Source organism: Pseudoxanthomonas mexicana (genome assembly GCF_046736355.1).
GTDB classification, from domain to species: Bacteria; Pseudomonadota; Gammaproteobacteria; order Xanthomonadales; family Xanthomonadaceae; genus Pseudoxanthomonas_A; species Pseudoxanthomonas_A mexicana_B.
The window spans coordinates 809,987-835,889 of record NZ_CP157201.1 but is presented as its reverse complement, the minus strand read 5'-3'; the positions used below and the strand labels follow the sequence as shown (position 1 = coordinate 835,889).

Annotated in this window: 23 protein-coding genes and 1 other RNA gene; 10 read left to right on the top strand and 14 right to left on the bottom strand. The window is 70.9% G+C overall.

Translation table 11 applies throughout. The annotated features are described in order from the left end of the window. Positions 1–187 precede the first annotated feature (187 nt). From AAG688_RS03665 to AAG688_RS03615, 11 genes are all read right to left on the bottom strand, one after another. Positions 188–1,636 (bottom strand): sensor histidine kinase, encoded by a 1,449-nt coding sequence (locus AAG688_RS03665; protein WP_411834002.1) that lies wholly within the window; start codon positions 1,634–1,636, stop codon positions 188–190. After that, the gene (locus tag AAG688_RS03660; RefSeq protein WP_411834001.1) at positions 1,636–2,322 is read right to left on the bottom strand and encodes a response regulator transcription factor; all 687 of its coding nucleotides are present in this window, start codon (positions 2,320–2,322) and stop codon (positions 1,636–1,638) included. Before AAG688_RS03660 ends, AAG688_RS03665 begins: the two co-directional genes overlap by 1 nt. A gap of 63 nt (positions 2,323–2,385) precedes the next feature. After that, the gene (locus tag AAG688_RS03655; protein ID WP_411834000.1) at positions 2,386–2,739 is read right to left on the bottom strand and encodes a hypothetical protein; all 354 of its coding nucleotides are present in this window, start codon (positions 2,737–2,739) and stop codon (positions 2,386–2,388) included. Between the two features lie 203 nt (positions 2,740–2,942). After that, positions 2,943–3,857, bottom strand: coding sequence for an arginine deiminase-related protein (locus AAG688_RS03650; RefSeq protein ID WP_411833999.1), 915 nt, complete (start codon positions 3,855–3,857; stop codon positions 2,943–2,945). Further along, complete coding sequence (gene dusA, locus AAG688_RS03645; protein ID WP_411833998.1) at positions 3,857–4,900, bottom strand: tRNA dihydrouridine(20/20a) synthase DusA; 1,044 nt, start codon at positions 4,898–4,900, stop codon at positions 3,857–3,859. Before dusA ends, AAG688_RS03650 begins: the two co-directional genes overlap by 1 nt. 194 nt (positions 4,901–5,094) lie before the next feature. Next, positions 5,095–7,227, bottom strand: a complete 2,133-nt coding sequence (gene recG, locus AAG688_RS03640) for an ATP-dependent DNA helicase RecG (RefSeq protein WP_411833997.1) — start codon at positions 7,225–7,227, stop codon at positions 5,095–5,097. Positions 7,228–7,356: 129 nt separating this feature from the next. Continuing rightward, positions 7,357–7,740: a RidA family protein gene (locus AAG688_RS03635; protein WP_411833996.1), complete on the bottom strand. Its 384-nt coding sequence runs from the start codon at positions 7,738–7,740 to the stop codon at positions 7,357–7,359. Between the two features lie 77 nt (positions 7,741–7,817). Continuing rightward, the gene (locus tag AAG688_RS03630; RefSeq protein ID WP_411833995.1) at positions 7,818–9,989 is read right to left on the bottom strand and encodes a RelA/SpoT family protein; all 2,172 of its coding nucleotides are present in this window, start codon (positions 9,987–9,989) and stop codon (positions 7,818–7,820) included. Positions 9,990–10,114: 125 nt separating this feature from the next. After that, positions 10,115–10,414: a DNA-directed RNA polymerase subunit omega gene (gene rpoZ / locus AAG688_RS03625; protein ID WP_411833994.1), complete on the bottom strand. Its 300-nt coding sequence runs from the start codon at positions 10,412–10,414 to the stop codon at positions 10,115–10,117. A 135-nt stretch (positions 10,415–10,549) separates the two neighbouring features. Further along, positions 10,550–11,164: a guanylate kinase gene (gmk, locus tag AAG688_RS03620; RefSeq protein ID WP_411833993.1), complete on the bottom strand. Its 615-nt coding sequence runs from the start codon at positions 11,162–11,164 to the stop codon at positions 10,550–10,552. 133 nt (positions 11,165–11,297) lie between these two features. Continuing rightward, positions 11,298–12,158 carry a YicC/YloC family endoribonuclease gene (locus AAG688_RS03615; protein WP_411833992.1) on the bottom strand — a complete coding sequence of 287 codons (861 nt, stop codon included), beginning with the start codon at positions 12,156–12,158 and terminating at the stop codon, positions 11,298–11,300. Between the two features lie 90 nt (positions 12,159–12,248). On the opposite strand from AAG688_RS03615, the gene rph reads away from it, so the two are divergent. The 6 genes from rph to pepQ all read left to right on the top strand — a co-directional run bounded on the left by rph (position 12,249) and on the right by pepQ (position 19,429). Next, a complete protein-coding gene (rph, locus tag AAG688_RS03610) occupies positions 12,249–12,974 on the top strand; it encodes a ribonuclease PH (RefSeq protein ID WP_411833991.1) in 726 nt (241 codons plus the stop codon). Positions 12,975–13,154: 180 nt separating this feature from the next. Then, entirely contained in the window at positions 13,155–13,748 is a 594-nt protein-coding gene (gene rdgB, locus AAG688_RS03605) for an RdgB/HAM1 family non-canonical purine NTP pyrophosphatase (RefSeq protein WP_411833990.1), read from the top strand. Positions 13,749–13,909: 161 nt separating this feature from the next. Next, positions 13,910–15,058, top strand: a complete 1,149-nt coding sequence (gene hemW, locus AAG688_RS03600; protein WP_411833989.1) for a radical SAM family heme chaperone HemW — start codon at positions 13,910–13,912, stop codon at positions 15,056–15,058. Positions 15,059–15,152: 94 nt separating this feature from the next. Next, a complete protein-coding gene (locus tag AAG688_RS03595) occupies positions 15,153–17,660 on the top strand; it encodes a DUF1631 domain-containing protein (RefSeq protein WP_411833988.1) in 2,508 nt (835 codons plus the stop codon). After that, positions 17,657–18,007: a PilZ domain-containing protein gene (locus AAG688_RS03590; protein WP_411833987.1), complete on the top strand. Its 351-nt coding sequence runs from the start codon at positions 17,657–17,659 to the stop codon at positions 18,005–18,007. Before AAG688_RS03595 ends, AAG688_RS03590 begins: the two co-directional genes overlap by 4 nt. A gap of 69 nt (positions 18,008–18,076) precedes the next feature. Continuing rightward, positions 18,077–19,429, top strand: coding sequence for a Xaa-Pro dipeptidase (pepQ, locus tag AAG688_RS03585; protein ID WP_411833986.1), 1,353 nt, complete (start codon positions 18,077–18,079; stop codon positions 19,427–19,429). 73 nt (positions 19,430–19,502) lie between these two features. Here pepQ and AAG688_RS03580 read toward each other — a convergent pair whose 3' ends face one another. The 3 genes from AAG688_RS03580 to AAG688_RS03570 form a co-directional block, all read right to left on the bottom strand. Then, positions 19,503–20,285, bottom strand: a complete 783-nt coding sequence (locus AAG688_RS03580; RefSeq protein WP_411834924.1) for a TerC family protein — start codon at positions 20,283–20,285, stop codon at positions 19,503–19,505. Between the two features lie 196 nt (positions 20,286–20,481). Beyond that, the gene (locus AAG688_RS03575; protein ID WP_411833985.1) at positions 20,482–21,810 is read right to left on the bottom strand and encodes an aminopeptidase P N-terminal domain-containing protein; all 1,329 of its coding nucleotides are present in this window, start codon (positions 21,808–21,810) and stop codon (positions 20,482–20,484) included. Further along, positions 21,810–22,349, bottom strand: a complete 540-nt coding sequence (locus AAG688_RS03570) for a UPF0149 family protein (protein ID WP_411833984.1) — start codon at positions 22,347–22,349, stop codon at positions 21,810–21,812. Before AAG688_RS03570 ends, AAG688_RS03575 begins: the two co-directional genes overlap by 1 nt. A gap of 87 nt (positions 22,350–22,436) precedes the next feature. Between AAG688_RS03570 and AAG688_RS03565 the strand changes: the two genes are divergently transcribed. The 4 genes from AAG688_RS03565 (at position 22,437) to ssrS (ending at position 25,622) form a co-directional block, all read left to right on the top strand. Further along, positions 22,437–24,743 (top strand): putative bifunctional diguanylate cyclase/phosphodiesterase, encoded by a 2,307-nt coding sequence (locus tag AAG688_RS03565; protein ID WP_411833983.1) that lies wholly within the window; start codon positions 22,437–22,439, stop codon positions 24,741–24,743. A gap of 61 nt (positions 24,744–24,804) precedes the next feature. Further along, positions 24,805–25,026: a TIGR02449 family protein gene (locus AAG688_RS03560; protein ID WP_411833981.1), complete on the top strand. Its 222-nt coding sequence runs from the start codon at positions 24,805–24,807 to the stop codon at positions 25,024–25,026. Beyond that, a complete protein-coding gene (locus AAG688_RS03555; protein ID WP_411833980.1) occupies positions 25,023–25,322 on the top strand; it encodes a cell division protein ZapA in 300 nt (99 codons plus the stop codon). The genes AAG688_RS03560 and AAG688_RS03555 overlap by 4 nt, the downstream gene beginning before the upstream one ends. Positions 25,323–25,437: 115 nt before the next feature. Continuing rightward, positions 25,438–25,622, top strand: a non-coding RNA gene (gene ssrS, locus AAG688_RS03550) — 6S RNA. Positions 25,623–25,903 lie beyond the last annotated feature (281 nt).

Below are 25,903 nucleotides of genomic sequence, written 5' to 3'. Positions count from 1 at the left end.
TGCTCACGCATGCGATGCGGCGAACCCGCAACGATTCAAAGCCCGGCCCACCACACCGGCACGTATCCCGGCCAGTTCCACCGAGCGGACAAAAACCTTCCCCTGTAGAGCCGAGCTTGCTCGGCTGCTCTTCCGCTCCCGTATCGCGGAGCCGTGCAAGCTCGGCTCTACAGACCGCTCGAACGATTCAAAGCCCCGGCGGCAGCGTCACCTGGAAATGCGCGCCGCCCAGTTCCTGCGAGCGGCCCACGCTCAGCTCGCCGCGGTAGTCGCGCACCACGTCCTGCACCGTCGACAGGCCGATGCCGTGGCCCTGCACGCGCTCGTCGCCGCGCACGCCGCGCTGGAGGATGCGCGCGACGTCTTCCTCGGCGATGCCGGGGCCGTCGTCCTCCACCGACAGCAGCAGGCCGGCGCGGCGGTTGGCCTGCTGCTGGCCGGGCCTGACCGTCAGCAGCACGCGCGAGTGTGCCCACTTGAAAGCGTTCTCCAGCAGGTTGCCGAGCAGTTCCAGCAGGTCGCCCGGCTCGCCGTGGAAGCGCGCGGACGGGTCGATCTCGAACTCGCACAGCACGCCCTTGGCGGCGTACACCTTCTCCAGCCCGCGCACGATCTCCTCGGCGTGCGGCTCGATCGCCACCGGCGCGGCGAACAGCTTGTGCCCGCTCGACGCCGCGCGGGCCAGTTGGTAGGTCACCAGGTTGTTCATGCGCTTGAGCTGCGCGTCCAGTTCCTCGCGCAGCGCCTGCTCGCCGCCGCCGCTGTCCAGCTGCGTGCGCAGCACCGCCAGCGGCGTCTTCAGGCTGTGCGCCAGGTCGGCCAGGGTGTTGCGCTGGCGCTCCAGGTTCTCGCGCTCGCTGTCGATGAAGGCGTTGATGCTGTCGGTCAGCGGTTCCAGCTCGATCGGGTGGCGCTCGCTCATGCCCTGCGCCTCGCCGCGCTGCACGCGCTTGAGTTCCTCGACCACGCGCCCCAGCGGGCGCAGGCTCCAGCGCAGCACCAGCACCTGCAACAGCACCAGCAGCACGCCGGCGCTGCCCAGGTAGACCCACAGCGCGCGGCGGAACACCGCGATCTGCGAGTTCAGCGCCTGCGCGTTCTCGAAGATGTAGACGGTGTACGGGTATTCCTCGTCGCGCTCGCTCTGCGGGTAGACGATGCCCAGGCCGTAGCGGTAGGTCAGGCCCTCGCCGTAGTCGGCGCGCCGGTACGGCAGCGGCCCATCGAAGGACTCCTCCAGCGGGCCGAGCATCGACGACGGCGGCAGGTCCGGCCCCAGCGTGGAATTGGATCCCCACGGCGCGCCCTCGGGCATCACCACCTGCGCGTACAGCCCGCTGTCGGGCATGTCGAAGCGCGGATCCGGATCGTCATAGGGCGGCACCAGCGCGCCGTTGCGGGCGAACTCGATGCCCTCGGTGTACTTGAGCGCGTAGGCCTTCAGGCGCTGGCGCAGGTTCTCCTCGGCGGTGGCGACGAAGGCGCGATCGAGCGCGTAGCCGGCCAGAGCGAGGAAGGCGATCAGGCCCAGGCCCGCGCCCAGCATCTGCCGCGCCCGCAGCGAGCGCGGCCGCCAGCCTGCGAAGCGGACCCTGCCGCCGGCGCCGGACGGCCTGGCGTCCGTGCCGCGCGCCATCAGTCCTCGTTGTTGCGCGGGATCGCGAAGCGGTAGCCGCGGCCGCGCACGGTCTCGATCGGCTTCAGCTCGCCTTCCGGATCCAGCTTCTTGCGCAGGCGGCCGATGAACACTTCCAGCACGTTGGAGTCGCGATCGAAGTCCTGCTGGTAGATGTGCTCGGTCAGGTCGGCCTTGGAGACCAGTTCGCCGGCGTGCATCATCAGGTACTCGAGCACCTTGTACTCGTAGCTGGTCAGGTCGACGTTGTTGCCGTGCACGCTGACCGTCTGCGCGGCCAGATCCAGCGCGACCGGGCCGCACTCGAGCGTGGGCTTGCTCCAGCCGGCGGCGCGGCGCAGCAGCGCGTTGACGCGCGCCAGCAGCTCCTCGACGTGGAACGGCTTGACCAGGTAGTCGTCGGCGCCCTGCTTCAGGCCCTCGACCTTGTCCTGCCAGCTCGAGCGCGCGGTCAGGATCAACACCGGGAACTTCTTGCCCTCGTCGCGCAGCGCCTTGATCAGCTCCATGCCCGACATCTTGGGCAGGCCCAGATCGATGATGCCGACGTCGAACGGCACTTCGCGGCCCATGTACAGGCCTTCCTCGCCGTCCTGCGCGGCATCGACGGCGAAACCTTCGCGCTTGAGGCGCGCGGCCAGGGTCTCGCGCAGGGGGGCTTCATCTTCGACCAGCAGGATACGCATGGACTCTCCTTGGAATGCCGGCACCACAAGGGCGCGGCGGATACTTCAGGCAATGACGCAAGACTACGGGTTGTCGGGGTTATCGCCGCGTGCAGGAGGCGGAGAGACATCGCGCGGCGGCCGCGGCGGACCCTGCCGGCGCGACTGGCCGGCCTCCTCCATGTAGCGGACGCGGCCGCGCTCGTCGAGATACTTGACCCGGTTGATGTCGCGTCCGTCGAACTGCAGGCGCTCGGCGCCCAGCACCTGCCCGCCCATCTCGCTGCGCACGCGGCGCACCGAATCGGACAGCGAGTTGTGCCGGCTCTGCCGCGAGGCATCCTGCGACGGACGCGGCAGCACCGTCGGCGGCGCGGACGCACGCGGGTCGCCCTGATCCTGCGCGCATGCGCGCCCGATGCCCGCCGGCAGCAGCACGAGCAGAGCGGCCGTAATGGAAATGTGACGGATGCAAGTCATAACGGAATCGTAACGGATATCGGCCCTTCAAACTGAACGTACACCGAAACCCCTCTGGAAGCTCTCTGCCACGGTGTCAGGGGCGCAGTGTTGGCGCGCGGCAATGAATCCGGTCTTAACTTATCCACAGACCGGAAGCGCTTATTCAGCTATATGAATACTCAAAAAATCTCCGCCACACAACACCTTAGCGAGCCTCCGGCGGCCTCGATGGCGTCCAGCGCCACCGTGCGCACCGCGAAACCCGCAGCGGCCAGCGCCTGCCGGCTGGCTGGTACCAACGCGGCCGCCGCCCGCGCGCTCATCCACACGCCCTCGCCATCCAGGGCGATGGCGTTGCCGGCGAAGGCCGCCTGCTCGGCGGCCGAGAGGCGGACCACGCCCGCGCCGTAGATCCCGTCGAGCGCGTGTCCGACCGGCTCCGGTTCGGCCAGTCCGGACGGACAGACCAGCGCGGCGCGGCCGGCCAGCACCGCCAGTACCACGTTGGTGTGGTACTCGCCCTCGGCCAGGTCGAACATCAGCGTGGCGCGCAGGCCGAAAGCCTCGTGCATCAGCGCCGCGCCAGCCTCGTCGCAGCGCTCGGACAGGCCGCAGAAACCCAGCCCGCGCGCGCGGTCGATCACCAGCGCGCCGGTCAGCTCGCACGGGTGCGGCTGCGCCGACAGGTCGATCTCGGCATACCCCATCGCCTCGACGAAGAAGCGGCGGATGTCCGCGCGCGCGGCTTCGCGCCGGCGCACCGGATGGCGCATGCGGCCGACGATCAGCCGGCCCGGCGCGGTGGCGAACACGTTGTTGGGGAACACGCCGTCGGGCGTATCGGCGGCGCCGGGGAAACAGACCACCGACACGTCGGCCGCCAGCGCCGCCTGCAGGCGACGGTGCTGCTCCAGCGCGGCGGCGCGGTCGAAGCCGTCCGGCGCGGCCATGTAGCGGTTGTCGGCCGCCGACTCGGCGGCATGGGCGAATCCGTCCGGCGCCACCAGGAAGGCCGCCTTGGCGGTCGCAGGCCCGAAATCGGTCGCACAGCGGCGCGCATGCGCCAGGAAGTCCACCGGATCGCGGGTGATCATCAGGCCGCCGGGCGCAGGTGCTGGCGCATGGCGTGCAGCGCGCGTTCGATCAGTTCCCAGTCGGCGCCGGGCCGGTGCGCGCCCTCGCTGAGCGCCTGCCGGAACAGGCGTCCGCCCGGCTGGCCGTGGAACAGGCCGAGGACGTGCCGGGTCATGTGCTTGAGCGCGACGCCGGCCTGCAACTGCCGCTCAACGTAGGGACGCCAGCGCAGCAGCAGTGCCTCGCGGGTGGCCGGCGGCCGATCCCACAGCCGGCATTCCAGTTCGTGCAGCAGGTAGGGATCGTGATAGGCCGCCCGCCCCAGCATCACGCCGTCGCAGTGGCGCAGGTGTTCCTGCGCATCGTCCGCCGCGGCGATGCCGCCATTGAGCACGACGGTCAGCTCGGGGCGCTCGCGCTTGAGGCGATAGGCCCAGTCGTAGCGCAGCGGCGGGATCTCGCGGTTCTCCTTCGGCGACAGGCCCTGCAGCCACGCCTTGCGCGCATGCACGACGAACTCGCCGCAGCCGGCAGCCGCCACCGTGTCGACGAAGGCGGCGAAACGCCCGTAGTCCTCCTGCTCGTCGACGCCGAGCCGGCATTTCACCGTCACTGGCACCCCAACCGCCGCGCGCATCGCCGCCACGCAGTCGGCGACCAGCGCCGGCTCCTTCATCAGGCAGGCGCCGAACCGTCCGGCCTGCACGCGGTCGGAAGGGCAGCCGACGTTGAGGTTGATCTCGTCGTAGCCCGATTCCTGGCCGATGCGCGCGGCCTGCGCCAGCAGCGCCGGCTCGCTGCCGCCCAGTTGCAGCGCGACCGGATGCTCGACGGCATCGAACCCCAGCAACCGATCGCGATCCCCGTGGATGACCGCCTGCGCATGCACCATCTCGGTATACAGCCGCGCATGCGGCGCCAGCAGCCGATGGAACACCCGGCAGTGGGTGTCGGTCCAGTCCATCATCGGCGCGACGGACAGGCGCACCGAGGCCCGGTAGCGCGCCGTGTCGTGCGCGGCCGGGCTACCGGTGGGCGGTGTGCTGGGCTCTGCTGGGATCATTCGTAAAGCGGCGGCGAGTGCGCGCTGGAAGGGCCGGGAAACGTCGTCATTGTGCCATGACGGCTGAAACAGCCATCCGGTAGCAGCAAGGTTCAACATCCTGCTGCGCGGCGCGGCCGGCATGTCGGGAAGCTGGTCGCCGGGCCGCACTCGTCGCGCGCGCGAGCGCGGCCACAGGCGCCGAAAGCCCGGCCTCACGCCGCCGCGTAGCGCGCCGCGCCGCCGACCCAGCGTTCGATGATGCGGTCGGCGACGGCCGGCGATCGCGCCAGCAGCGCGTCGGCCATCTCGCGCACCTGCGGCAGCAGGGCGGCGTCGCGCGCCAGGTCGGCGACCCGGAAGCTCGCCAGGCCGGTCTGGCGGGTGCCGAGCAGTTCGCCTGGGCCGCGCAGTTCCAGATCCTTCTCGGCGATGACGAAGCCGTCGTTGGTCTGGCGCATCGTCTCCAGCCGCTGCCGCGCCATCGCCGACAGCGGCGGCTGGTACAGCAGCACGCAGTTGGAGACGGCCGCGCCGCGGCCGACTCGGCCGCGCAGCTGGTGGAGTTGCGACAGGCCCAGCCGCTCGGCGTTCTCGACGATCATCAGCGAGGCGTTGGGCACGTCCACGCCGACCTCGATGACGGTGGTGGCGACCAGCAGGTCGACCGCGCCGTCCTTGAACGCGCGCATCGCCGCCTGCTTCTCGGCCGCCTTCATGCGCCCGTGCACCAGCGCCACACGCACGCCGGGCAGCGCGGCCGTCAACTGCTCGTAGGCGGTCTGCGCGGCCTGCGCCTCGATGCGCGGCGCCTGCGCGGGCTTGCCGGGCTCGTCCTGCGCCTCGTCGATCAGCGTGCACACCCAGTAGACCTGCCGCCCTTCGGCGCAGGCGGCGCGGATGCGCTCGATCAGTTCCGGCCGGCGTTCCGTGCTCAGCGCCACCGTCTGCACCGGCGTGCGGCCCGGCGGCAGTTCGTCGATGGCCGAGACGTCGAGATCGGCGTAGGCGGTCATCGCCAATGTGCGCGGGATCGGCGTGGCGGTCATCACCAGCTGGTGCGGCACATAGCGGCCGCCAGCGCCCTTGTCGCGCAGCGCCAGCCGCTGGTGCACGCCGAAGCGGTGCTGCTCGTCGACGATGGCCAGCGCCAGATCGTGGAAGACCACCGCCTCCTGCATCAGCGCATGGGTGCCGACGACGACCTGCGCGCGCCCGTCGGCGACCTCGGCCAGCGCCTGCGCGCGCGCCTTGCCGGTCACCTTGCCGGCCAGCCACGCCACGTGGATGCCGAGCGGTTGCAGCCAGCCGCGCAGGTTGGCCAGGTGCTGCTCGGCCAGCAGTTCGGTCGGCGCGGCCAAGGCGGCCTGCCTGCCCGACTCCACCGCCAGCATCGCCGCCAGCGCGGCGACCACGGTCTTGCCGCTGCCGACGTCGCCCTGCACCAGCCGCAGCATCGGCGAAGTCCTGGCGAGATCTACGCGGATCTGCGCGAACACGCGCCGCTGCGCGCCGGTCAGCGGGAACGGCAGCGCCTCCAGCAGCCGTGCGGCGAGCCGCTCGCCGGACAGCGCCGGCGCCTCGTGCCGCTGCAAGGCCATGCGCTGGCGGCGCAGGCTCAGGTGGTGGGCCAGCAGTTCCTCCAGGATCAGCCGTCGCTGCGCCGGATGGCGGCCGGCGTCCAGCGCATGCAGGTCCGCATCCCGCGGCGGGCGGTGCAGGGTCAGCAGCGCCTCGCGCAGGGTCGGCAGGCCGAGGCCGCGCAGCATCGCCGGCGGCAGCAGTTCCAGCGCCTCGGCCGGCGGCAGCCGTTCCAGCGACTGCGCGATCAGCTTGCGCAGCGTGGCCGGGCCGACGCCTTCGATGGCCGGGTACACCGGTTCCAGCGACTGGCCCAGCGCCGCGTCGTCGTCCTCGTCGAGGAGGCGGTAGCTGGGATGGACGATCTCCAGCCCGTGCTGCCCCGGCTTGGGCGTGCCGTAGCAGCGCACGCGCGCGCCGACCTTGAACTGCGCGGCCTGCGCGGCGCGGAAGTGGAAGAAGCGCAACACCAGCGTGGCTTGCGAGTCGTCGCCGATCGCCACCCGCAGCAGCGGCCGGTAGCGGAAGCCGCGCTCGACCGCCTCGACCCGGCCTTCCACCTGCGCCGGCTCGCCCGGCCGCAGCGCGCGGATCGGCGTCAGGCGGGTGCGGTCCTCGTAACGCAGCGGCAGGTGCAGCCACAGGTCCTGCACGCTGGCGATGCCGCGCGCAGCCAGCTTCTCGGCCACGCGCGGGCCGGCGCCGGTCAGGCGCGACAGCGGCTCGGCGGAAAGCGCGGCGGGGGATCCGTCTCCGGTTTCAGGCATGCGGCAAGCATGCCGGCAACCGGCGCGAAGCAGAACCCCCGGGGTTCATGCGGCGGATTCGGAATGCATCCCGTCCGGAGGTAGGCGTTCGCCGCGACGATGCGGCGAACGCCCGCGGCGCGACGCGGATTATTCCAGCACCATCACCGCGTCGACCTCGAACGCCGCGCCCTTCGGCAGGCCGCTGACCTCGATGGTCGAGCGCGCCGGGAACGGTGCGCTGAAGTATTCCTGCATCACCGCGTTGACCTGGGCGAACTGGCCCAGGTCGGTCAGGTACAGGCCCAGCCGCACGATCCGGTCCAGCGAACCGCCGGCCGCCTCGGCCACCGCCTTCAGGTTGTCGAAGGCGCGGCGCGCCTGCGCGGCGATGTCGCCCTCGACCAGGTTGCCGGTGGCCGGATCCAGCGGGATCTGGCCGGAGAAGTACACGGTGCTGCCGCTGCGCACGGCCTGCGAATACGGGCCGATGGCGGCCGGTGCGCGGTCGGTGTGGATGATCTGGTGGGACATGGCGGACTCCAATCGTGACCCGGCGATTCTACGCGACGGTCCTGCCTGCGCACCGCCGTGGGAACGACGTCGTTGGGTTACTGGCGCCTGACGCCGTGCACGACGTTGAGGCGGCGCAGCCGGCGCATCACCTCGGCCAGGTGGTTGCGGTCGCGCACCTGGATCGAGAAGCGCAGCACCGCGGCGTGGATGTCGCGCTCCAGGTACTCGACGCGCTCGATGTTGGACTGGCTCTTGGCCACCGCCGCGGCCACCTGCGCCAGCACGCCGGGGCGGTTCTCCACGTCGATCAACAGCGAGGCGTCGTAGTCGCCGCTGACGCCGGCGTCCCAGGCGATCGGCACCCAGCGGTCCGGCGACTTGCGGAACTCGGTCACGTTGGGACAGTCCAGCCGGTGCACGACCACGCCCTTGCCGGCGGTGTGGTAGCCCATGATCTCGTCGCCGGGGATAGGCTGGCAGCAGTTGGCGAAGCTGACCACGCCGCGCTCGCCGCCGGTGATCAGGATCTTCTCCTGCGAATGGCGCGAATGGCCGCCGCTGCGCAGCTCGGCGAAGGCGGTCAGCGCCTGCGCGGCCTGCGCCGGCATCCAGTTGCCCAGCGCGACGTCGGCCAGCAGCGCTTCCAGCCGCGGATAGCGGTGCTCGGCCAGGAAGGCCTCCAGCCGCTGCGCCGGCAGCCGCTCCAGCGAGCTGTCCAGCGCTTCCAGCGCGCGGTCGAGCATGCGGTGGCCGAGTTGCACCGCGTCCTCGTGCTCGAGCTGCTTGAGCTGGTGGCGGATCGCGGTGCGCGCCTTGCTGGTGACCACGAACTCCAGCCACTGCGGCTTGGGCACGGCCGACTTGGCGGTGATGATCTCCACGCTCTGGCCACTGCTCAGGCGCGTGCGCAGCGGCGCCAGCTTCTTGTCCACGCGCGAGGCCACCGCCTGGTTGCCGACGTCGGTGTGCACGGCGTAGGCGAAGTCGAGCGCGGTGGCGTTGCGCGGCAGCGCCAGGATCTTGCCCTTCGGGGTGAACAGGTAGACCTCGTCCGGGAACAGATCGACCTTGACGTTGTCGAGGAACTCCAGCGACGAGCCGGCCGCGCGCTGGTTCTCGATCAGCTCGACGATCCAGGTGTGGGCACGGTTCTGCGCGCTGTTGGGCGCGTCGGCGCCGAGCTTGTAGGTCCAGTGCGCGGCGATGCCGCGCTCGGCGATGAGGTCCATCTCGGTGGTGCGGATCTGCACCTCGATCGGCGATCCGTAGGGACCGAACAGCACCGTGTGCAGCGACTGGTAGCCGTTGGCCTTGGGGATGGCGATGAAGTCGCGGAAGCGCCCGTCCAGCGGCTTGTACTGCGCGTGCACCGCGCCGAGCGCGTGGTAGCAGGCCGGCACCGAGTCGACCACCACGCGGAAGCCGAACACGTCCATCACCTGGTCGAAGCTTTTGCCCTCCGCGCGCATCTTGTTGTAGATGCTCCACGGGGTCTTGATGCGGCTGACCAGGCGGTGTTCCAGCCCCTCGTGGGTCAGGCGCTGCGACAGGTGCGCCTCGATCTGCGCCATCGACTCGCGCCGCATCACCGGCTGGCTGCGGATGTGCTTGTCGATGATGGCGTGGCGCCACGGGTGCATCGTGCGGAAGCCGAGATCCTGCAACTCCGACTTGACCAGGTTCATGCCCAGCCGCTGGGCGATGGGCGCGTAGATCTCCAGCGTTTCGCGGGCGATGCGCCTGCGCGCCTCCAGCGTCTGCGAGCCGAGCGTGCGCATGTTGTGCAGGCGATCGGCCAGCTTGATCATGATCACGCGCAGGTCGCGCGACATCGCCAGCAGCATCTTGCGGAAGCTCTCGGCCGCGGCCTCCTGGCGGTCGCGGAACTTCAGCTTGTCCAGCTTGGTGACGCCGTCGACCAGCTCGGCCACCGCCTCGCCGAACTGGCCGGCGATCTCCTCGCGGGTGAGCGGCGTGTCCTCGATGGTGTCGTGCAGGATCGCCGCGATCAGCGTCTCCACGTCCATGCCCAGCTCGGCCAGCACGCCGGCCACGGCGACCGGGTGGGTGATGTAGGGCTCGCCCGACTTGCGGGTCTGGCCGATGTGGGCGGCGGCACCGACTTCCCAGGCGCGGCGCAGCAGCGGGAGCTGGTCGGCGGGCAGGTAGGCGGCGGTCTTCTCGAACTGCCGCACGTACTCGGGCAAGGACGCATCGCCCTCGACGAGGGGCGTGCGCTGTGCCTTGGCGGTGCGGCCTGGGTTCATGCCGCCAGCCTATGCCAGACGCGGGTTCACGGCAATTCGCGCGGCGTCGCGCCGGCCGCGTTCGCGCAACGAAAAGGCCCGCTTGCGCGGGCCTTGCGATGCGGTCCCCGGGCGGGAGCCAGGGCTCAGTCGTCGCCCTTGGACAGATCGTCGTCGGCGACCACCTCGGCGGCGGCCCACTCCAGCGCCTCGCGCTCGGCGCGCTCGCGCTCGGCCTTCTCGACGCGGTCGATCAGCTCGTTGTCGATCTTGCGCGCGGCGATCTCGCGCAGCGCCAGCACGGTCGGCTTGTCGGCGCTCTCGCTGTTGTCGATGGTGGCTTCGACGCCGTTGGCGAGCTGGCGGGCGCGGCGCGCGGCCATCGTGACCAGGTCGAAACGGTTGTTCACAACTTCCAGGCAGTCTTCAACGGTGATGCGGGCCATGCGGGCTCCCGGCGACCGGCTGGCCGCGCAAGCGATAGGAAAAGGGACCGCGGATTGTAGGCCCTGGCCCCGTCTCGCGCAAGCGTTCCCTTGAAAATCAGCCGGTTACGTTCAGCCCCGGGATCCGCCAGGGCCTCATTCGGCCAGCAGCGTGGCCAGCAGCCCGGCATGGCGGTGCTGCTGCGGGGCGCGGCGCAGGCGGCTGGCGACGAAGATCGCGTGCATCTGCTCGACCGCATGCTCGAACACGTCGTTGACGATCACATAGTCGAACTCGTCGTAGTGCGACATCTCCTCGCGCGCGGCGGCGAGCCGGCGGGCGATGGTCTCCTCGCTGTCCTGCCCGCGCGCGCGCATGCGCTGCTCCAGCGCGTCGCGCGACGGCGGCAGGATGAACACGCTGACCGCGTCGGGCACCTTCTGCCGCACCTGCCGCGCGCCCTGCCAGTCGATCTCCAGCAGCACGTCGTGGCCGGCCGCCAGCTGCGGCTCGACCGACTGCCGCGCGGTGCCCTTCCAGTCGCCGTGTACGTCGGCGTACTCGAAGAAGTCGCCGGCGGCGATCATGCGCTTGAACTCATCGGCGCTGATGAAGTGGTAGTGCTGCGCGTGCCGCTCGCCCGGCCGCGGCGCACGCGAGGTGAACGAGATCGACAGCGCGATCTCCGGATCCTTGCCCAGCACCGCGTTGACGATGCTGCTTTTGCCGGCGCCGGAGGGGGCGGCGACGATGTAGAGGGTTCCGCGCATCTAGGCGTCCGGGAATGGGGAATGGGGAATAGGGAATGGTCGAAGCCCCGGCTCCTGAATCTCGGGCTCGGAGCGGGAGACGGGAAGCCCTTTGCTTTTCCCATTCCTCATTCCCCATTCCCGATTCCCTGCCTTACTCAATGTTCTGCACCTGCTCGCGAATCTGGTCGATCAGCACCTTCAGCTCGACCGCGATGTTGGTGGTGCGCACGTCCACCGACTTGGAGCCGAGCGTGTTGGCCTCGCGGTTGAACTCCTGCAACAGGAAGTCCAGCCGGCGGCCGACCGGTTCGGTCTGCTTCAGCACGCAGCGCAGTTCCTTGACGTGGCTGTCCAGCCGGTCCAGCTCCTCGTCCACGTCCAGCTTCTGCAGCCACAGCACCAGTTCCTGCTCCAGCCGGCCCGGGTCGGCCGGCTGCGCCAGGTCGGCCAGGCGCGCCTCCAGCTTCTGCCGCTGGCCGGCGCGGATCAGCGGGATCAGTTCGCGCACCTGGGCGGCGTTGGCGGCGATGGCGTCCACCCGCTCGCCGATGGCCTGGGCCAGCTTGGCGCCCTCGCGCTCGCGCGATTCGACGAAGCCGTCCAGCAGATCCTCCAGCAGCGCCAGCGCCTCGTGCTGCAGCGCCGCCGGATCCACCGCCCGGCTCTGCAGCACGCCGGGGAACTGCAGCAGGTCGGTCAGGCCGGTGCGCAGCGCCGGGAAGCGCGCCGACAGGTCCGTCGACAGTGCCGACAGCTGCGCCACCAGCGCGTCGTTGAGTTGCAGGGTCCCGGCGCCCTCGGGCGAGCGCAGGCGCAGGACGAAGTCGAGTTTGCCGCGCGAGACGCGCGTGGCGATGCGCTCGCGCAGCACCAGCTCCAGCGCGCGCAGTTCCTCGGGCAGGCGCAGGCCGATCTCGAGGAAGCGGTGGTTGACCGCGCGCAGCTCGGCGGCCAGCGTGCCGCCGTCGGTGGCGCGCTCGGCGGCGGCGAAAGCGGTCATGCTGCGGATCATCGGCGGCGCTCGGGGAAACAGGGCGCGAATGTTACCCTAGCGCGCCCCGGAAGCCCGATCTTTCGGCTCCCCCCACCCGTGGATGCCCCGATGTCCCTCGCCCGTCCCAGCGGCCGCGCCGCCGATCAACTGCGCCCGGTCACCCTCCAGCGCGGCTACACCCGCCATGCCGAAGGCTCGGTGCTGGTCAGCTTCGGCGGCACCCGCGTGCTGTGCACGGCCAGCGTGGAGAACCGCGTGCCGGCGTTCCTGCGCGGCAAGGGCGAGGGCTGGGTCACCGCCGAGTACGGCATGCTGCCGCGCGCGACCCACTCGCGCTCGGATCGCGAGGCCGCGCGCGGCAAGCAGGGCGGGCGCACGCTGGAGATCCAGCGCCTGATCGGCCGCGCACTGCGCGCCTGCGTCGATCGCACCGCGCTGGGCGAGCGCACCATCACCCTCGATTGCGACGTGCTGCAGGCCGACGGCGGCACCCGCACCGCCGCCATCACCGGCGCCTACGTGGCCCTGGTCGACGCGGTGAACTGGTTGAAGGCACGCAGCGAGATCAAGCGCGAGGCCATCCACGGCGCGGTCGCGGCGGTGTCGGTCGGCGTCTACCGGGGCGTGCCGGTGCTGGACCTGGACTACGCCGAGGACAGCGACTGCGACACCGACATGAACATCGTGATGAACGACGGCGGCGGCTTCATCGAACTGCAGGGCACCGCCGAGGGCCACGCCTTCCGCCGCGGCGAGCTGGACGCGATGCTGGCGCTGGCCGAGAAGGGCGTCGGCGAACTGCTGGCGGCCCAGCGCGAGGCGCTGGCGGGTTGAGCCATTCGCGGGAGCGACGTCAGTCGCGATGGAGCTTTCCCGATGGTTCGTCGCGACTGGCGTCGCTCCCACGGACACCTTGCTGAAACAGATTGCCGTCCTGGCCACCGTGCGGGTGGACGACGACGCCATCATCGGCAATCGCCGGAATCCGCTGCAACCCGAATCCCGAGGGGAAACATGAAACTGGTCCTGGCCTCCTCCAACCACGGCAAGCTGGAAGAACTGCGCGGCCTGCTGGCCGGCGGCGGCATCGAACTGCTGGCGCAGTCCGACCTGGGCGTGGACGACGCCGAGGAGACCGCCACCACCTTCGTCGAGAACGCGCTGATCAAGGCCCGCCACGCCAGCCGGCTGACCGGCCTGCCGGCGCTGGCCGACGACTCGGGCATCTGCGTCGACGCGCTGGGCGGCGCGCCCGGGCTGTACTCGGCCCGCTACGCCGGCGAGCACGGCAACGCCGGCCGCAACATCGACAAGCTGCTGGAAGCGCTGGCCGGCGTGCCGGACGAGCGCCGCGGCGCGCATTTCTACTGCGTGCTGGTGCTGCTGCGCCACGCCGGCGATCCGCAGCCGCTGATCGTCGAGGGCGAATGGCACGGCCGCATCCTGCACGCGCGCCGCGGCGAGGGCGGGCATGGCTACGATCCGGTGTTCCTGGATCCCGGATACGGGCAGTCGGCGGCGGAGATGGAGCTGTCGCTGAAAAACGGCCTGAGCCATCGCGGCAAGGCGCTGGCGGCGTTGAAGCAGCGGCTGGCGGGCGGGCTGTAGTACGCCATCGCCCGGCACGGCGACCGCCCCGCCATGCCGGATGCAGCCCTCACCCCGGAACCCGCTCACATTCGCAGCCACACCGGCCCCCTAGCCCCTAGCCCCTAGCCCCTAGCCCCTAGCCCCTAGCCCCTAGTCCCTAGTCCCTAGTCCCCAGCACCATGCTCCTCCCGCCCCCCCTGTCCCTCTACGTCCACCTCCCCTGGTGCGTGCGCAAGTGCCCCTACTGCGACTTCAACTCGCACCAGGGCAAGGGCGAGCTGCCGTTCGAGGCCTACGTCGATGCGCTGATCCGCGATCTGGACCAGGACCTGCCGCTGGTGTGGGGCCGCACGGTGCACAGCGTGTTCTTCGGTGGCGGCACGCCCAGCCTGTTCCCGCCGGAGGCCATCGATCGCTTCCTGCAGGCGGCCAGCGCGCGCCTGCGGCTGGCGCCGGGCTGCGAGATCACGCTGGAGGCCAATCCCGGCACCGCCGAGCACGGCCGCTTCGACCGCTACCGCGCCGCCGGCGTCAACCGGGTCAGCTTCGGCATCCAGAGCTTCGACGACGGCTGTCTGCAGCGGCTGGGCCGCATCCACGACAGCGCCGAGGCCGAGGCGGCGGTCAAGCTGGCGCAGGACGCCGGCCTGGACAACCTCAACCTGGACCTGATGTACGCCCTGCCCGGGCAGACCCGGGCGATGGCCGAGGCCGACCTGCAGCGCGCCTTCGCGCTGGAACCGGCGCACATCTCGCACTACCAGCTCACGCTGGAGCCGAACACGGTGTTCTTCGCGCGCCCGCCGCAGGGCATCCCCGACGACGACGGCGCCTGGGAGATGCAGGAAGGCTGCCAGCGCCTGCTCGCGCAGGCCGGCTACGCGCACTACGAGGTCAGCGCCTACGCGCGCCCGGGGCGGCAGTGCGCGCACAACCTCAACTACTGGCGCTTCGGCGACTACCTTGGCATCGGCGCCGGCGCGCACGGCAAGATCTCCCTCGGCGCCGACGGGCGCCTGCTGCGGCGCTGGAAGGTCCGCCATCCGGCCGCCTTCATCGAGCAGGCCGGCACCCCGGCCGGCATCGGCGGCGACGACGACATCGACGCCGGGCGGCGGCCGTTCGAATACATGCTCAACCTGCTGCGCCTGCGCGAGGGCTTTGCGCTGGCCGATTTCGAGGCCTGCACCGGCGTGCCGCGCGAGCGCATCGACGCGCCGCTGCGCCAAGCGCGCGAGGCGGGCTGGCTGCGCGTGGAGGAAGGGCGGATCGTGCCCACCGAGCTTGGCCGCCGCTTCACCAACGACGTGGTAGCTTTGTTCCTGTAGCGCCGCTGGAGAGGGCGCGGCCACGCTGCAGTTCTGGCAAGCCAGGCCGATGATGTGATAATCGTCCCAGTACCGGGGAGCCCGCCAGACACCGATGTCAGCCGCACGACCACCCTCGCCGTCCATCGCGCCAGCCACCCTCGCCAGTGCCCCGCTGCCGCCGCGCGTGCGCAGGATCCTGCAGCGGCTGCTCGAATACATCACGCCCGACTTCATCACCTCGCTCAACGCGATGCTGGGCGAGTTCGACCACATGCTGTTCAAGCAGACCGAGCTGGCCCGCACCAGCCAGCGCCAGGCCGAGCAGTTCGCCAACCTGCGCACCTTCCAGCGCAACCGCGGCGAGCTGGTGCCGCATTTCCTGATGGCGCTGCAGGCCGAGCTGGCCAACCTGCGCCAGCGGCCGGCGCCGCCGTCCGAGGACGGCCCGGCGCCGGTCGAGTTCCGCACCCTGACCCTGGTCGAGGACGCGGTGATGGACCAGCAGATCGTGCTGCGCGAGATCGCGCGCCGGCACGAATACCGCTCCACCAACCCGATGCTGCTGCTGGGCCAGCGCTTCGGCGTGCTGGCCGGCACGCCCGCGTTCGAGCCGGAGCAGTTGCCGGTCGGCCCGCAGGCGCTGTGCCGGCTGCTGCGGGACGCCGGCGCGACGCTGGACCTGGACCTGGAATCGCAACTGCTGCTGTACCGCGCCTTCGACCAGAAGGTGATGCACAACTACAGCGAGTGGCTGCAGGCGCTCAACCAGTTCCTGTCCGACGAGGGCGTGTTGCCCGGCCTGGTCTACATGCCGCGCCGCGCGCGCCTGCCCCCGGCCGCTCCCGGCACGCGCAAGCCGCCGATGCCGGGCGCAGCCGACGGCGTGCGGCCGCTGACCAGCTGGCATGGCCAGGCCGCGCCGTCCTGGCACACCGTCGAGGAACTGCGCGACGGCGGTGCCGGAACCGGCGGCGGTGCGGGCGCAGCACCGGAGGCCGGCACCGCGGGTACGGCGGGACCGGGCGGCATGGCCGCCCTGGCCGGCCTGGGCAACGCGCCGGCGGCCGGCGGCGGCGAGCAGGGCTCCTTCTCCGCATTGCAGCAACTGCTGTCGGCCGGACGCGCTGCGGCGGTGATGCAGCACGCCGGCGCCAGCGCGGCGGCGGCGGCCGGCGCCGGCCCGGCGGGTTCGACGGCGGGCGCGGCGGATGCCGGCCAGTCCAGCCAGCCGGGCGGCCACCCTGGCCAGTCCGGCGGCGCGGCCGGCGCCGCAGGCGCAAACGCCGCGGCGCCGGCGCCACGCAAGCTGATGGCCACGCCCGAGGTGCTGGACACCCTGCGTTCGCTGCAGCAAGTCGTCGCCCGCGAGCCCGGCCGCGCCCGGCGCCGGGTGCAGGACCTGCAGCAGGCGATGCTGGAGAAGATCCGCGCCGAGCACGGCCCGCAGGCCGCCCTGGCCAGCGCCGACTCGGACACCTTCGAGCTGCTCGGCCTGCTCTACGACCAGATCGAGCGCGAGGTGAAGCAGGACGCCCCGGCCGCCGACCTGCTGGTCGACCTGCAGGTGCCGGTGGTGCAGGCGGCGCTGCGCGACCGCGATTTCTTCCTGCGCGCGCAGCACCCGGCGCGCGAACTGCTCAACACCGTGGCCGAGTCCGGCGCCACCTGGCTGGCCGACGACGAGGTCGATCCGCAACTGGTCGGCAAGCTGCACGAGGCGGTCGAGCAGGTCGTCAACGAATACGACGGCGACGAGAGCGTCTTCGAGAAGGCCAACCAGAACGTCGATCACCACCTGCAGGCGGCCGCGCGCAAGGCCGAACTGGCCGAACGCCGGCAGGTCGAGGCCGCGCGCGGCAAGGATCGCCTGATCCTGGCCAAGCAGCGCGCCGCCGACACCATCGAGACCGCGCTGCGCGACCACAAGCCGCAGAAGTTCGTGCTGGCCCTGCTCAACCAGGCCTGGGCCGACGTGCTCACGCTGACCCTGCTGCGCAACGGCGATACCTCCAACGAGTGGGCCGAGCACCTGCAGACCACGCTGCAGATCGCCGCCGCCACCACCGCCTCCGACCCCGCCCCCAACCCGGAGCTGGCCGCCAAGGTCGAGAAGGCGCTGGCGCAGGTCGGCTACCACGAGGACGAGGCCGCCGCCATCGCCCGCCGCCTGTCCAGCGCGGAAAGCGACGACGAGACCACCTCGCGCACCGAGCTGACCGCCCGCCTGAAGGCGCGCGCGCGGCTGGGCGAGCAGGCCGCCGAGACGCGCAAGAAGCGCACCGAGCCGCGCACCCCGCGCGAGCAGCAGTGCTACGACTACCTGCGCACGCTGCCGTTCGGCACCTGGTTCGAGTTCACCAAGAACCAGCAGGGCGACGTGCAGCGCCAGCGCCTGTCCTGGTACAGCCCGGTCACCGGCAACGCGCTGTTCGTCAACCAGCGCGGCCAGCGCGTGGGCGAACACTCCCTCGACCACATCGCCCACCTGATGGCCAAGGGCCAGGCGCAGGTGGTGACCACCGACAAGGGCCGCCTGATCGATCGCGCCTGGAACGCCACGCTGAAGGCGCTGCGCGGCCTGGCCGGCGGCCGCGACGACATCGCCGGAGCGCAGGCATGACCCACGATTCCCGCCGCTCGCGCCGCCGCAACGTCACCGAGCCGGTCGACGTGCTGGACACCATGACCGACCAGGTCATCGGCCGCCTGGGCAACGTGTCCGAGTCCGGCATGCTGCTGATCGCGCACGCGCCGATCGTCGACGACGGCCTCTACCAGCTGCGCTTCAACATCCGCGACGGCCGCGGCCACGAGACCCTGGTCGATGTCGGCGCGCACCTGCTGTGGTCGGCGCACGCCAACACGCCCGGGCAGGCCTTCGCCGGCCTGCGCTTCCTGACCATCGCGCCGGACGTGCTGGAAGCGCTGCGCAACTGGGTCGACGCACCCGGCGCCAGCACCAGCTGACGCGCCGGCCGCGCAGCGCAGCGGACGGCGATGCGGCAGAATGGCGTTTTCTCCGCTTCTGCCGCCGCCATGAACGCATCCGCACCCTCGCCCGATCCCGCCGCGCTCTACGCCGACCACCTGGCCACGATGATGCGCCGCGCCGACGAGGCGCTGGCGCGCAGCGGCCACGATCACCTGGTGGTGCCCAGCGGCACCCAGCACTGGCAGGTGTTCGACGACCGCGACTATCCGTACGCGGTCAACCCGCAGTTCAAGGCCTGGCTGCCGCTCACCCGCCTGCCCTACAGCTGGTTGGTCCACACCCCGGGCCAGCGGCCCAGGGTCGTCTACTACCAGCCGTTCGACTACTGGCACGTGGTGCCGGACGCGCCGAATGGCTGGTGGACCGATCATTTCGACATCCACATCATCCGCAAGCCGGAGGAGGCGCTGGCGCTGCTGCCGCAGCCGGCCGCGCGCTGCGCCATCCTCGGCGAGCCGCAGAGCGCGCTGGGCGACCATGTCCCCAACAACCCCGAGCCGGCGTTGCTGTACCTGGAATACCAGCGCTCCTGCAAGACGCCGTACGAGATCGCGATGATGCGGCAGGCGCAGCGGATGGCGGTGCGCGGCCACCGCGCCGCCGAGGCGGCGTTCCGCGCCGGCCACAGCGAGTTCGGCATCCACATGGCCTATTGCGCCGCGGTCGGCCAGGACGCCGGCGAACTGCCCTACGGCAACATCGTCGGCCTCAACGAGCACGCCGCCGTGCTGCACTACACCGAACTGCAGCGCGCCGCGCCGAATCCGCTGCGCAGCTTCCTGATCGACGCCGGCGCCAGCTTCCACGGCTACGCCAGCGACATCACCCGCACCTACGCCCATGACACCGGCAGCGAGTTCCAGGCGATGATCGACGCGGTGGACGCGGCGCAGCAGCGCATGTGCCAAGGCGTGCGCGCCGGCGTGGACTACAAGCAGCTGCACGTCGACGCGCACCTGGCGCTGATGGGCATCCTGAAGGAGTTCGGGGTCATCACCGTCTCGCCGGAAGCGGCACTGGCCACCGGCGTCAGCTTCGCCTTCTTCCCGCACGGCCTGGGCCATCCGATCGGCCTGCAGGTGCACGACGTGGCCGGCTTCGCCGAGAGCGACCGCGGCGGCCGCATCCCGCGCCCGCAAGGCCACCCCTACCTGCGCATGACCCGCGTGCTGGAACCGGGCATGGTCGTGACCATCGAGCCGGGCCTGTACTTCATCGACATGCTGCTGGACGAGGTGAAGCAGAACGGCCATGCCGGCAGCGTGGACTGGGCGCGCGTGGACGCCTTCCGCCCCTATGGCGGCATCCGCATCGAGGACGAGGTGCTGTGCACCGAGGGCGAGGCGGACAACCTGACCCGGCCGGCGTTCGCCGAGGCGCAGGCGGCGGCCGCCTGACCGCAGGCCCCGTCCCGTCCGCACGAACAGGGAAGGCGCCCTCGCGGGCGCCTTCCTCGCATCGGGCCGGAGGTCAGGTCCGCGGCGGGCCGCCCGGATTGCCCTCGCCGGCGACGTAGCGCTCGTTGAGCCTCACCGGCCGCCGCGCCCGCTCGCTGCGCCGGCGGATCCACAGGTTGATCAGCTCGACGAACACCGAGAACGCCATCGCCGCGTAGATGTAGCCCTTCGGGATGTGCTGGCCGAAGCCGTCGGCGATCAGCACCAGGCCGATCATGATCAGGAAGCTCAGCGCCAGCACCTTGACGGTGGGATGGCGCTCGACGAAATCGCCGATCGGGCGGGCGAAGCCGATCATGAAGGCGATCGAGATCAGGATCGCGGTCACCATCACCCAGCGCTGCTCGACCATGCCCACCGCGGTGATGATCGAATCCAGCGAGAACACCACGTCCAGCAGCATGATCTGCACGAGCACGCCGCCGAAGCTGGCCGCCGCGCTCGGCTTGATCTCCTGCGAGGCGCCCTCGAGCTTCTGGTGGATCTCGTGGGTGGCCTTGGCGATCAGGAACAGGCCGCCGCCGATCAGGATCAGGTCGCGCCAGGAGAACTCGTTGCCGAACGCGCTGAACAGCGGCGCGGTCAGGCCGATGATCCAGGCGATGGCGAACAGCAGCGCCAGCCGGGTGATCGCCGCCAGCGCGATGCCGAGCCGGCGCGCCTTGTTGCGCTGCCCGGGCGGCAGCTTCCCGGCCAGGATCGAGATGAAGATGATGTTGTCGATGCCCAGCACCAGCTCCAGCGCGGTGAGGGTGGCCAGGGCGATCCAGATTTCGGGATTGGCGAGCGATTCCAGCATGTGCGGAAAGTCCGGGAAGGGGAAAGGGGGATAGGGGGAACACGCAGCCGGCGGACTATAGCCGGAACCCGCATCATCGCCGTGTGCAGGGCAAGGGCGGCGCGCTGCCCCCCGGCGGCTGTGGGAGCGACGTCAGTCGCGACTACGGCCTCCGACATGCGGCAACGGTCGCGACTGACGTCGCTCCCACGGGTCAGTGCGCGGCGGCCATCTCCGCCTCGATCTCGTCGGCGCTGCGCGCCAGCGCGCCGGTCAGCACGCGGTGGCCGTCGGCGGTGATCAGCACGTCGTCCTCGGTGCGGATGCCGATGCCGCGCCACTGCTCGGCCACCCCGGCGTCGTCGGCCGGGATGTACAGGCCCGGCTCGATGGTGAACACCATGCCCGGTTCCAGCAGCCGCGACTGGCCGTCGATGCGGTAGTCGCCGACGTCGTGCACGTCCAGCCCCAGCCAGTGCCCGGTCTTGTGCCGGTAGTAGCGGCGGTAGCTGCCGTCGGCAATGTTCTTCTCCAGCCGGCCCTTGAGCAGGCCCAGCTTCAGCAGCCCCTCGGTCAGCGTCGCCACCGCCGCCTCGTGGCCGGCCTCGTAGGGCACGCCCGGGCGCGCCTGTTCCAGCGCGGCCGCCTGCGCGCGGCCGACCAGGTCGTGCAGCGCGCGCTGGGCCTTGCCGAAGCGGCCGTTGACCGGGAAGGTGCGGGTGATGTCGGCGGCGTAGCCGCGGTACTCGGCGCCGGCGTCGATCAGCACCAGCTCGCCGTCGCGCGCCTGCGCGGCGTTGGCGCGGTAGTGCAGCACGCAGGCGTTGGCGCCGGCGCCGACGATGCTGTTGTAGGCCGGCCAGGCGTCGCTGGCGCGGAACACCCGCTCGACCTCGGCCTGCAGCTCGTACTCGCGCACGCCGGCGCGCGCGCAGCGCATCGCCGCGCGGTGCGCCTGCACGCTGATGTCGGCGGCGCGCTGCATCAACCGGATCTCGTCCTTCGACTTGAACAGGCGCAGCTCGTGCAGCAGGTGGCCCAGTTCCAGGAACTCGTGCGGCGGCTGCGCGCCGTGGCGCACGTGCGCGCGCACGTGGCGGACCCAGCCGATCAGCTTGAGGTCGAAGTCGGCGTCGCGGCCGAAGTGGTAGTAGACCCGCGAGCGGCCTTCCAGCAGGCCGGGCAGGATGTCGTCGAGATCCTCGATCGGGTAGGCGTCGTCCATCCCGTAGGTCTCGACCGCGCCCTGCTGGCCGGCGCGCGGACCGTCCCAGCCCTCGCGCTCGGGATCGCGCTCGCGGCAGAACAGGATCGCCTCGCCGTGGCGGCGGCCGGGGATCAGCACCAGCACCGCCTCCGGCTCGGGGAAGCCGCACAGGTACCAGAAGTCCGAGTCCTGCCGGTACGGGTAGTGGGTGTCGTGGCTGCGCACCCGCTCGGGCGCGGCAGGCAAGATCAGGATGGCGTCGTCGCCGGCCATCCGCATCAGCTGCCTGCGGCGGCGCGCGAACTCCGACGCCGCGATGCCGGTCGCCGCCCTCATCAATTCAGGCTCTGGCGGTGGCGCGGCCCCAGCACGCAGTCGCCGTGCAGCAGCAGCACCGCCACCCGCACGAACTCCTCGATCTCGGCCAGCGCGTCCTCGTCTTCCTCGTCCTCGCCGCCCTCCGGCGCGGCCTGCGCCAGCCGCGCCATGTCCTGCAGTGCCTCCTGGCCCTCCTCGGACAGCGCAACGCGCGCGCCGGCGGCCAGGCCGAAGCCGCCGAGGAAGCCGCGGCACCAGGCGAACAGCGCCTCGGCGCGGGTGGCCAGGTCGGCCTCGGCGGGCAGCAGCAGTTCGAAGCCGAAATCGCGATCCTGCAGCTGCGCGGCGGTGGCCACGCGCAGCCGGTCCAGCGCGTCGCCCGGCGCCGGCGCGGGCAACTGCGGGTCGACCAGCACCCGCGCGGTCCAGTCGCGCACGTCGCCGCCGCCAGCGGCCAGCCAGCCGCCCAGCGCGCCATGCAGCTCGGAAGGTTCGACGCCCAGGTCACCCTCGCGGGCGGCCTGTTCCACATCTTCGTACGAGGGAAGGTCAGCCATGTTTGAACGCAGGCGAAGCCGGAATACGGACAGGTGCGCCAGTGTAGCGCCGAACCCGCCCGCCTCGCTTGTTGTCGCCGTGTCCACATGCCTAAACTCGGCCATTCCGAGGGCCGCCACCGCATGCACTTCCTTCCCGTCGCTGCCACGTTCGCAACGGCCTTCCCCGCCTCGCCGCTGTGGTCGCGGCTGCCGCTGATCCTGCTGGCGCTGGCCGCGCTGCTGGTGGTGGCGGTCATCGCCACCCGCGCGCGCTGGCAACCCTGGCTGCGCGCGCGCCGCCAGCGCAGCGATGCGCGTGGCGAATCGCTGCGCATCCGCGACGAGCGGCTGAAGCTGGCGCTGTGGGCCTCGGGCGAACAGTTCTGGGACTACGACCTGGCCCAGCGCCGCCTGTACCGCATGCGCGCCGACGATCCGGCCTCGGCGCAGAACGCCGACATCACCGTGCTGACCCGCCACGGCGAGGTGCCGCCGATCCACGAGGAGGACCTGCCGCTGGTGATGGAACGGCTGCGCCTGCACCTGCAGGGACGCACGCCGGTGTTCATGTCCGAGCACCGCATGGACATGCACCGCGACGGCCGCTGGATCTGGGTGCGCGCGCGCGGGCGCGTGGTCGAGCGCGACGCCACCGGCGCGCCGCTGCGCCTGGCCGGGACCGCGCGCGACATCACCGCCACCCGCAACGCCGAGTACGAGCACCGCATCGCCGGCGAGGTGATGCGCAGCATGAACGAGGCGGTCGCGGTGCTGGACTGGGCGCACCACTTCGTCGCGGTCAACCCCGCCTTCACCCGCATCACCGGCTACGAGGAGGCCGAGATCGCCGGCCGCCCGGTCACCCTGCTCGACAGCGACCAGCACGACGAGGCGTTCTTCAGCCGGATGGAGCACGAGCTGCAGCGCACCGGCCGCTGGTCAGGCGAGGTGTGGAAGGTGCGCAAGGACGGCGAGGAGATCCTCTGCCGCATCGAGACCAACGTGGTGCCCGACAGCCAGGGCGATCGCCAGCTGTACGTGCAGGTGCTCACCGACATCACCGAGCAGAAGCGCGCCGAGCAGGAACTGCGCTACCTGGCCAACTACGACACCCTGACCAGCCTGCCCAACCGCTCGCTGCTGTCCGAGCGGCTGTCGCGCGCGATCGTGCGCGCGCGCCGCGAGCACGGCCACGTGGCGGTGCTGTTCATCGACCTGGACCGCTTCAAGGACATCAACGACTCGCTCGGCCACGCCACCGGCGACCGCATCCTGCGCGCGGCCGCCGCGCGCGTGCAGCAGACCGTCGGCGCCCAGCACACGGTGGCGCGGCTGAGCGGCGACGAGTTCACCATCGTGCTGGAGGACATCGGCTCCATCGGCGAGGCCGAGGACGTGGCCACGCGCATCATCGAGGCGTTCCGCGCGCCGCTGAACTTCGGCGAGCGGCTGGAACTGGCGGTGTCGCCGTCGATCGGCATCAGCCTGTACCCGCACCATGCGCAGGTGCCGACCGAGCTGCTCAAGCACGCCGACACCGCGATGTACCAGGCCAAGGCGATGGGCCGGCACACCTACCAGGTGTATTCGGAGCGGATGGACGAGAAGAACCGCCACCGCGCCATCGTCGCCAACGCGCTGCGGCGCGCGCTGGAGCGCGACGAGCTTTCGCTGGTGTTCCAGCCGCGGCTGTCGCTGGCGCAGCACCGCATCACCGGGGTGGAGGCGCTGATGCGCTGGCAGAGCGCCGAGTTCGGCGACGTCTCGCCGGGCCAGTTCATCCCGCTGGCCGAGGAATCGGGCCTGATCCTGGAAATCGGCGCCTGGGCGCTGCGCCAGGCCTGCCTGGTCCTGAAGCAGTGGCACGCCGCCGGGCTGGAGGAACTGGCGATGTCGGTCAACGTCTCGGCCGCGCAGCTGCAGCGCGGCGACCTGCCGATGCTGGTCGAGCGCGCGCTGCAGGAAAGCGGCATCCCCGCCAACCGGCTGGAGCTGGAACTGACCGAGAGCGTGATCATGGCCCATCCCGGGGAGAACGCCGACACCCTGCGCGCCTGCCGCCGGCTCGGCATCTCGCTGGCGATCGACGACTTCGGCACCGGCTATTCCTCGCTGGCCTACCTCAAGCGGCTGCCGCTGACCACGCTGAAGATCGACCGCGAGTTCATCGGCGACCTGACCCACGACGTCGACGACGAGGCCATTACCAGCACCGTCATCACGATGGGCCAGTCGCTGGCGCTGAAAGTCGTCGCCGAGGGCGTGGAGACCTACGACCAGTACCAGTTCCTGCGCAACCACGGCTGCGACGAGGTGCAGGGCCACTGGGTCTCGCAGGCGCTGCCGGCCGAGGCCTGCCTGCGCTTCATCCGCGAGTACTACCCGGATTCGGGCGTGCGCGCGGTCTCGTGACCCGGCCGCCCCGACCAATCTCCCTTGACCGCCCGCCGCGCGGGTGCCTATCGTGGCCGACATGGAATCTCCCGACCCCATCGAACAGTTGCGCCAGCTGTCCTCGCGCATCCACGAACTGGCCGATCGCTGCCAGCGGCTGAGCGAGGAGAACCGCAGCCTGCGCCACCAGCAGGAACAGCTGGTCGGCGAGCGCTCGCAGCTGCTGGCCAAGAACGAACAGGCGCGCTCGCGGGTGGAAGCGATGATCACCCGCCTGAAATCGCTGGAGCAGCACACGTGAGCGGCACCGAACCGGTCAGCATCCACGTCCTGGATCGCGAGTACACCGTCGGCGTCGAGCCGGACGAGCGCAGCAGCCTGATGGCCGCGGCCAGGCTGCTGGACGGCAAGATGCGCGAGGTGCGCGGCAGCAACCGCATGGCCGCCGTCGATCGCGTCGCCGTGCTGGCCGCGCTCAACCTGGCCCACGAACTGCAGCAGCTGCGCGCCGAACAGCAGGCGCGCGAACGCGAGTTGAGCCGCACCCTGGACGATCTCAACCGCAGGCTCGACGCGCTGCTGGACGCGCCGCGCTGAAGCAGCGCTTTTCGCATTGCCGATGCGAAAAGCAAGCGCCATGCCATGCAACTTGCGCTGAATCGCGCCGACGAACGGGATGCGCGAATCGGGCGTGATCGCTATACTGGCGTCGCGTCCTCTGCCGTGTCCGACAGCGCGCAAAACATTCGCCTTGTCCCTTAATGACGACCACGGGATGGCAATGGCAACCGGGAGTGCATGTCCGCCTCGCAGCGGGAAGCCCGATGGCCGCCAGGCCTTCCCACTTGAACCCCGGGTTCAAGGTCGTTTCGCGTGCATCGCCATGGCGGAGGACGTATTTCTTTCCTTCACGGGCATCCGGATTCCGGCCAGGAATCCCCGCGCATGCCCCGCTTCCTTCTCCTGCAGGCGGGAGAAGGTGCCCCGCAGGGGCGGATGAGGGCGCTTTCCGCCCCATCCATTTTCGGCATTCCCTGTTCCCCCTTTCCTCCCCCTCGCAAGTTCCGCCATCCCCGCGCAGGCGGGGACCCAACGACTTCATGCCTTGCAACAACGCAAGGACACGGGGTCCCCACCTTCGCGGGGATGACGGGGAAAGCGCGTTCTCCTGCCGGCCC

Coding starts and splice junctions, on each gene's coding strand:
- AAG688_RS03665 (WP_411834002.1), bottom strand. CDS start 1,636: ATGGCGCGCGGCACGGACGCCAGGCCGTCCGGCGCCGGCGGCAGGGTC.
- AAG688_RS03660 (WP_411834001.1), bottom strand. CDS start 2,322: ATGCGTATCCTGCTGGTCGAAGATGAAGCCCCCCTGCGCGAGACCCTG.
- AAG688_RS03650 (WP_411833999.1), bottom strand. CDS start 3,857: ATGATCACCCGCGATCCGGTGGACTTCCTGGCGCATGCGCGCCGCTGT.
- dusA (WP_411833998.1), bottom strand. CDS start 4,900: ATGATCCCAGCAGAGCCCAGCACACCGCCCACCGGTAGCCCGGCCGCG.
- recG (WP_411833997.1), bottom strand. CDS start 7,227: ATGCCTGAAACCGGAGACGGATCCCCCGCCGCGCTTTCCGCCGAGCCG.
- AAG688_RS03635 (WP_411833996.1), bottom strand. CDS start 7,740: ATGTCCCACCAGATCATCCACACCGACCGCGCACCGGCCGCCATCGGC.
- AAG688_RS03630 (WP_411833995.1), bottom strand. CDS start 9,989: ATGAACCCAGGCCGCACCGCCAAGGCACAGCGCACGCCCCTCGTCGAG.
- rpoZ (WP_411833994.1), bottom strand. CDS start 10,414: ATGGCCCGCATCACCGTTGAAGACTGCCTGGAAGTTGTGAACAACCGT.
- gmk (WP_411833993.1), bottom strand. CDS start 11,164: ATGCGCGGAACCCTCTACATCGTCGCCGCCCCCTCCGGCGCCGGCAAA.
- AAG688_RS03615 (WP_411833992.1), bottom strand. CDS start 12,158: ATGATCCGCAGCATGACCGCTTTCGCCGCCGCCGAGCGCGCCACCGAC.
- rph (WP_411833991.1), top strand. CDS start 12,249: ATGTCCCTCGCCCGTCCCAGCGGCCGCGCCGCCGATCAACTGCGCCCG.
- rdgB (WP_411833990.1), top strand. CDS start 13,155: ATGAAACTGGTCCTGGCCTCCTCCAACCACGGCAAGCTGGAAGAACTG.
- hemW (WP_411833989.1), top strand. CDS start 13,910: ATGCTCCTCCCGCCCCCCCTGTCCCTCTACGTCCACCTCCCCTGGTGC.
- AAG688_RS03595 (WP_411833988.1), top strand. CDS start 15,153: ATGTCAGCCGCACGACCACCCTCGCCGTCCATCGCGCCAGCCACCCTC.
- AAG688_RS03590 (WP_411833987.1), top strand. CDS start 17,657: ATGACCCACGATTCCCGCCGCTCGCGCCGCCGCAACGTCACCGAGCCG.
- pepQ (WP_411833986.1), top strand. CDS start 18,077: ATGAACGCATCCGCACCCTCGCCCGATCCCGCCGCGCTCTACGCCGAC.
- AAG688_RS03575 (WP_411833985.1), bottom strand. CDS start 21,810: ATGAGGGCGGCGACCGGCATCGCGGCGTCGGAGTTCGCGCGCCGCCGC.
- AAG688_RS03570 (WP_411833984.1), bottom strand. CDS start 22,349: ATGGCTGACCTTCCCTCGTACGAAGATGTGGAACAGGCCGCCCGCGAG.
- AAG688_RS03565 (WP_411833983.1), top strand. CDS start 22,437: ATGCCTAAACTCGGCCATTCCGAGGGCCGCCACCGCATGCACTTCCTT.
- AAG688_RS03560 (WP_411833981.1), top strand. CDS start 24,805: ATGGAATCTCCCGACCCCATCGAACAGTTGCGCCAGCTGTCCTCGCGC.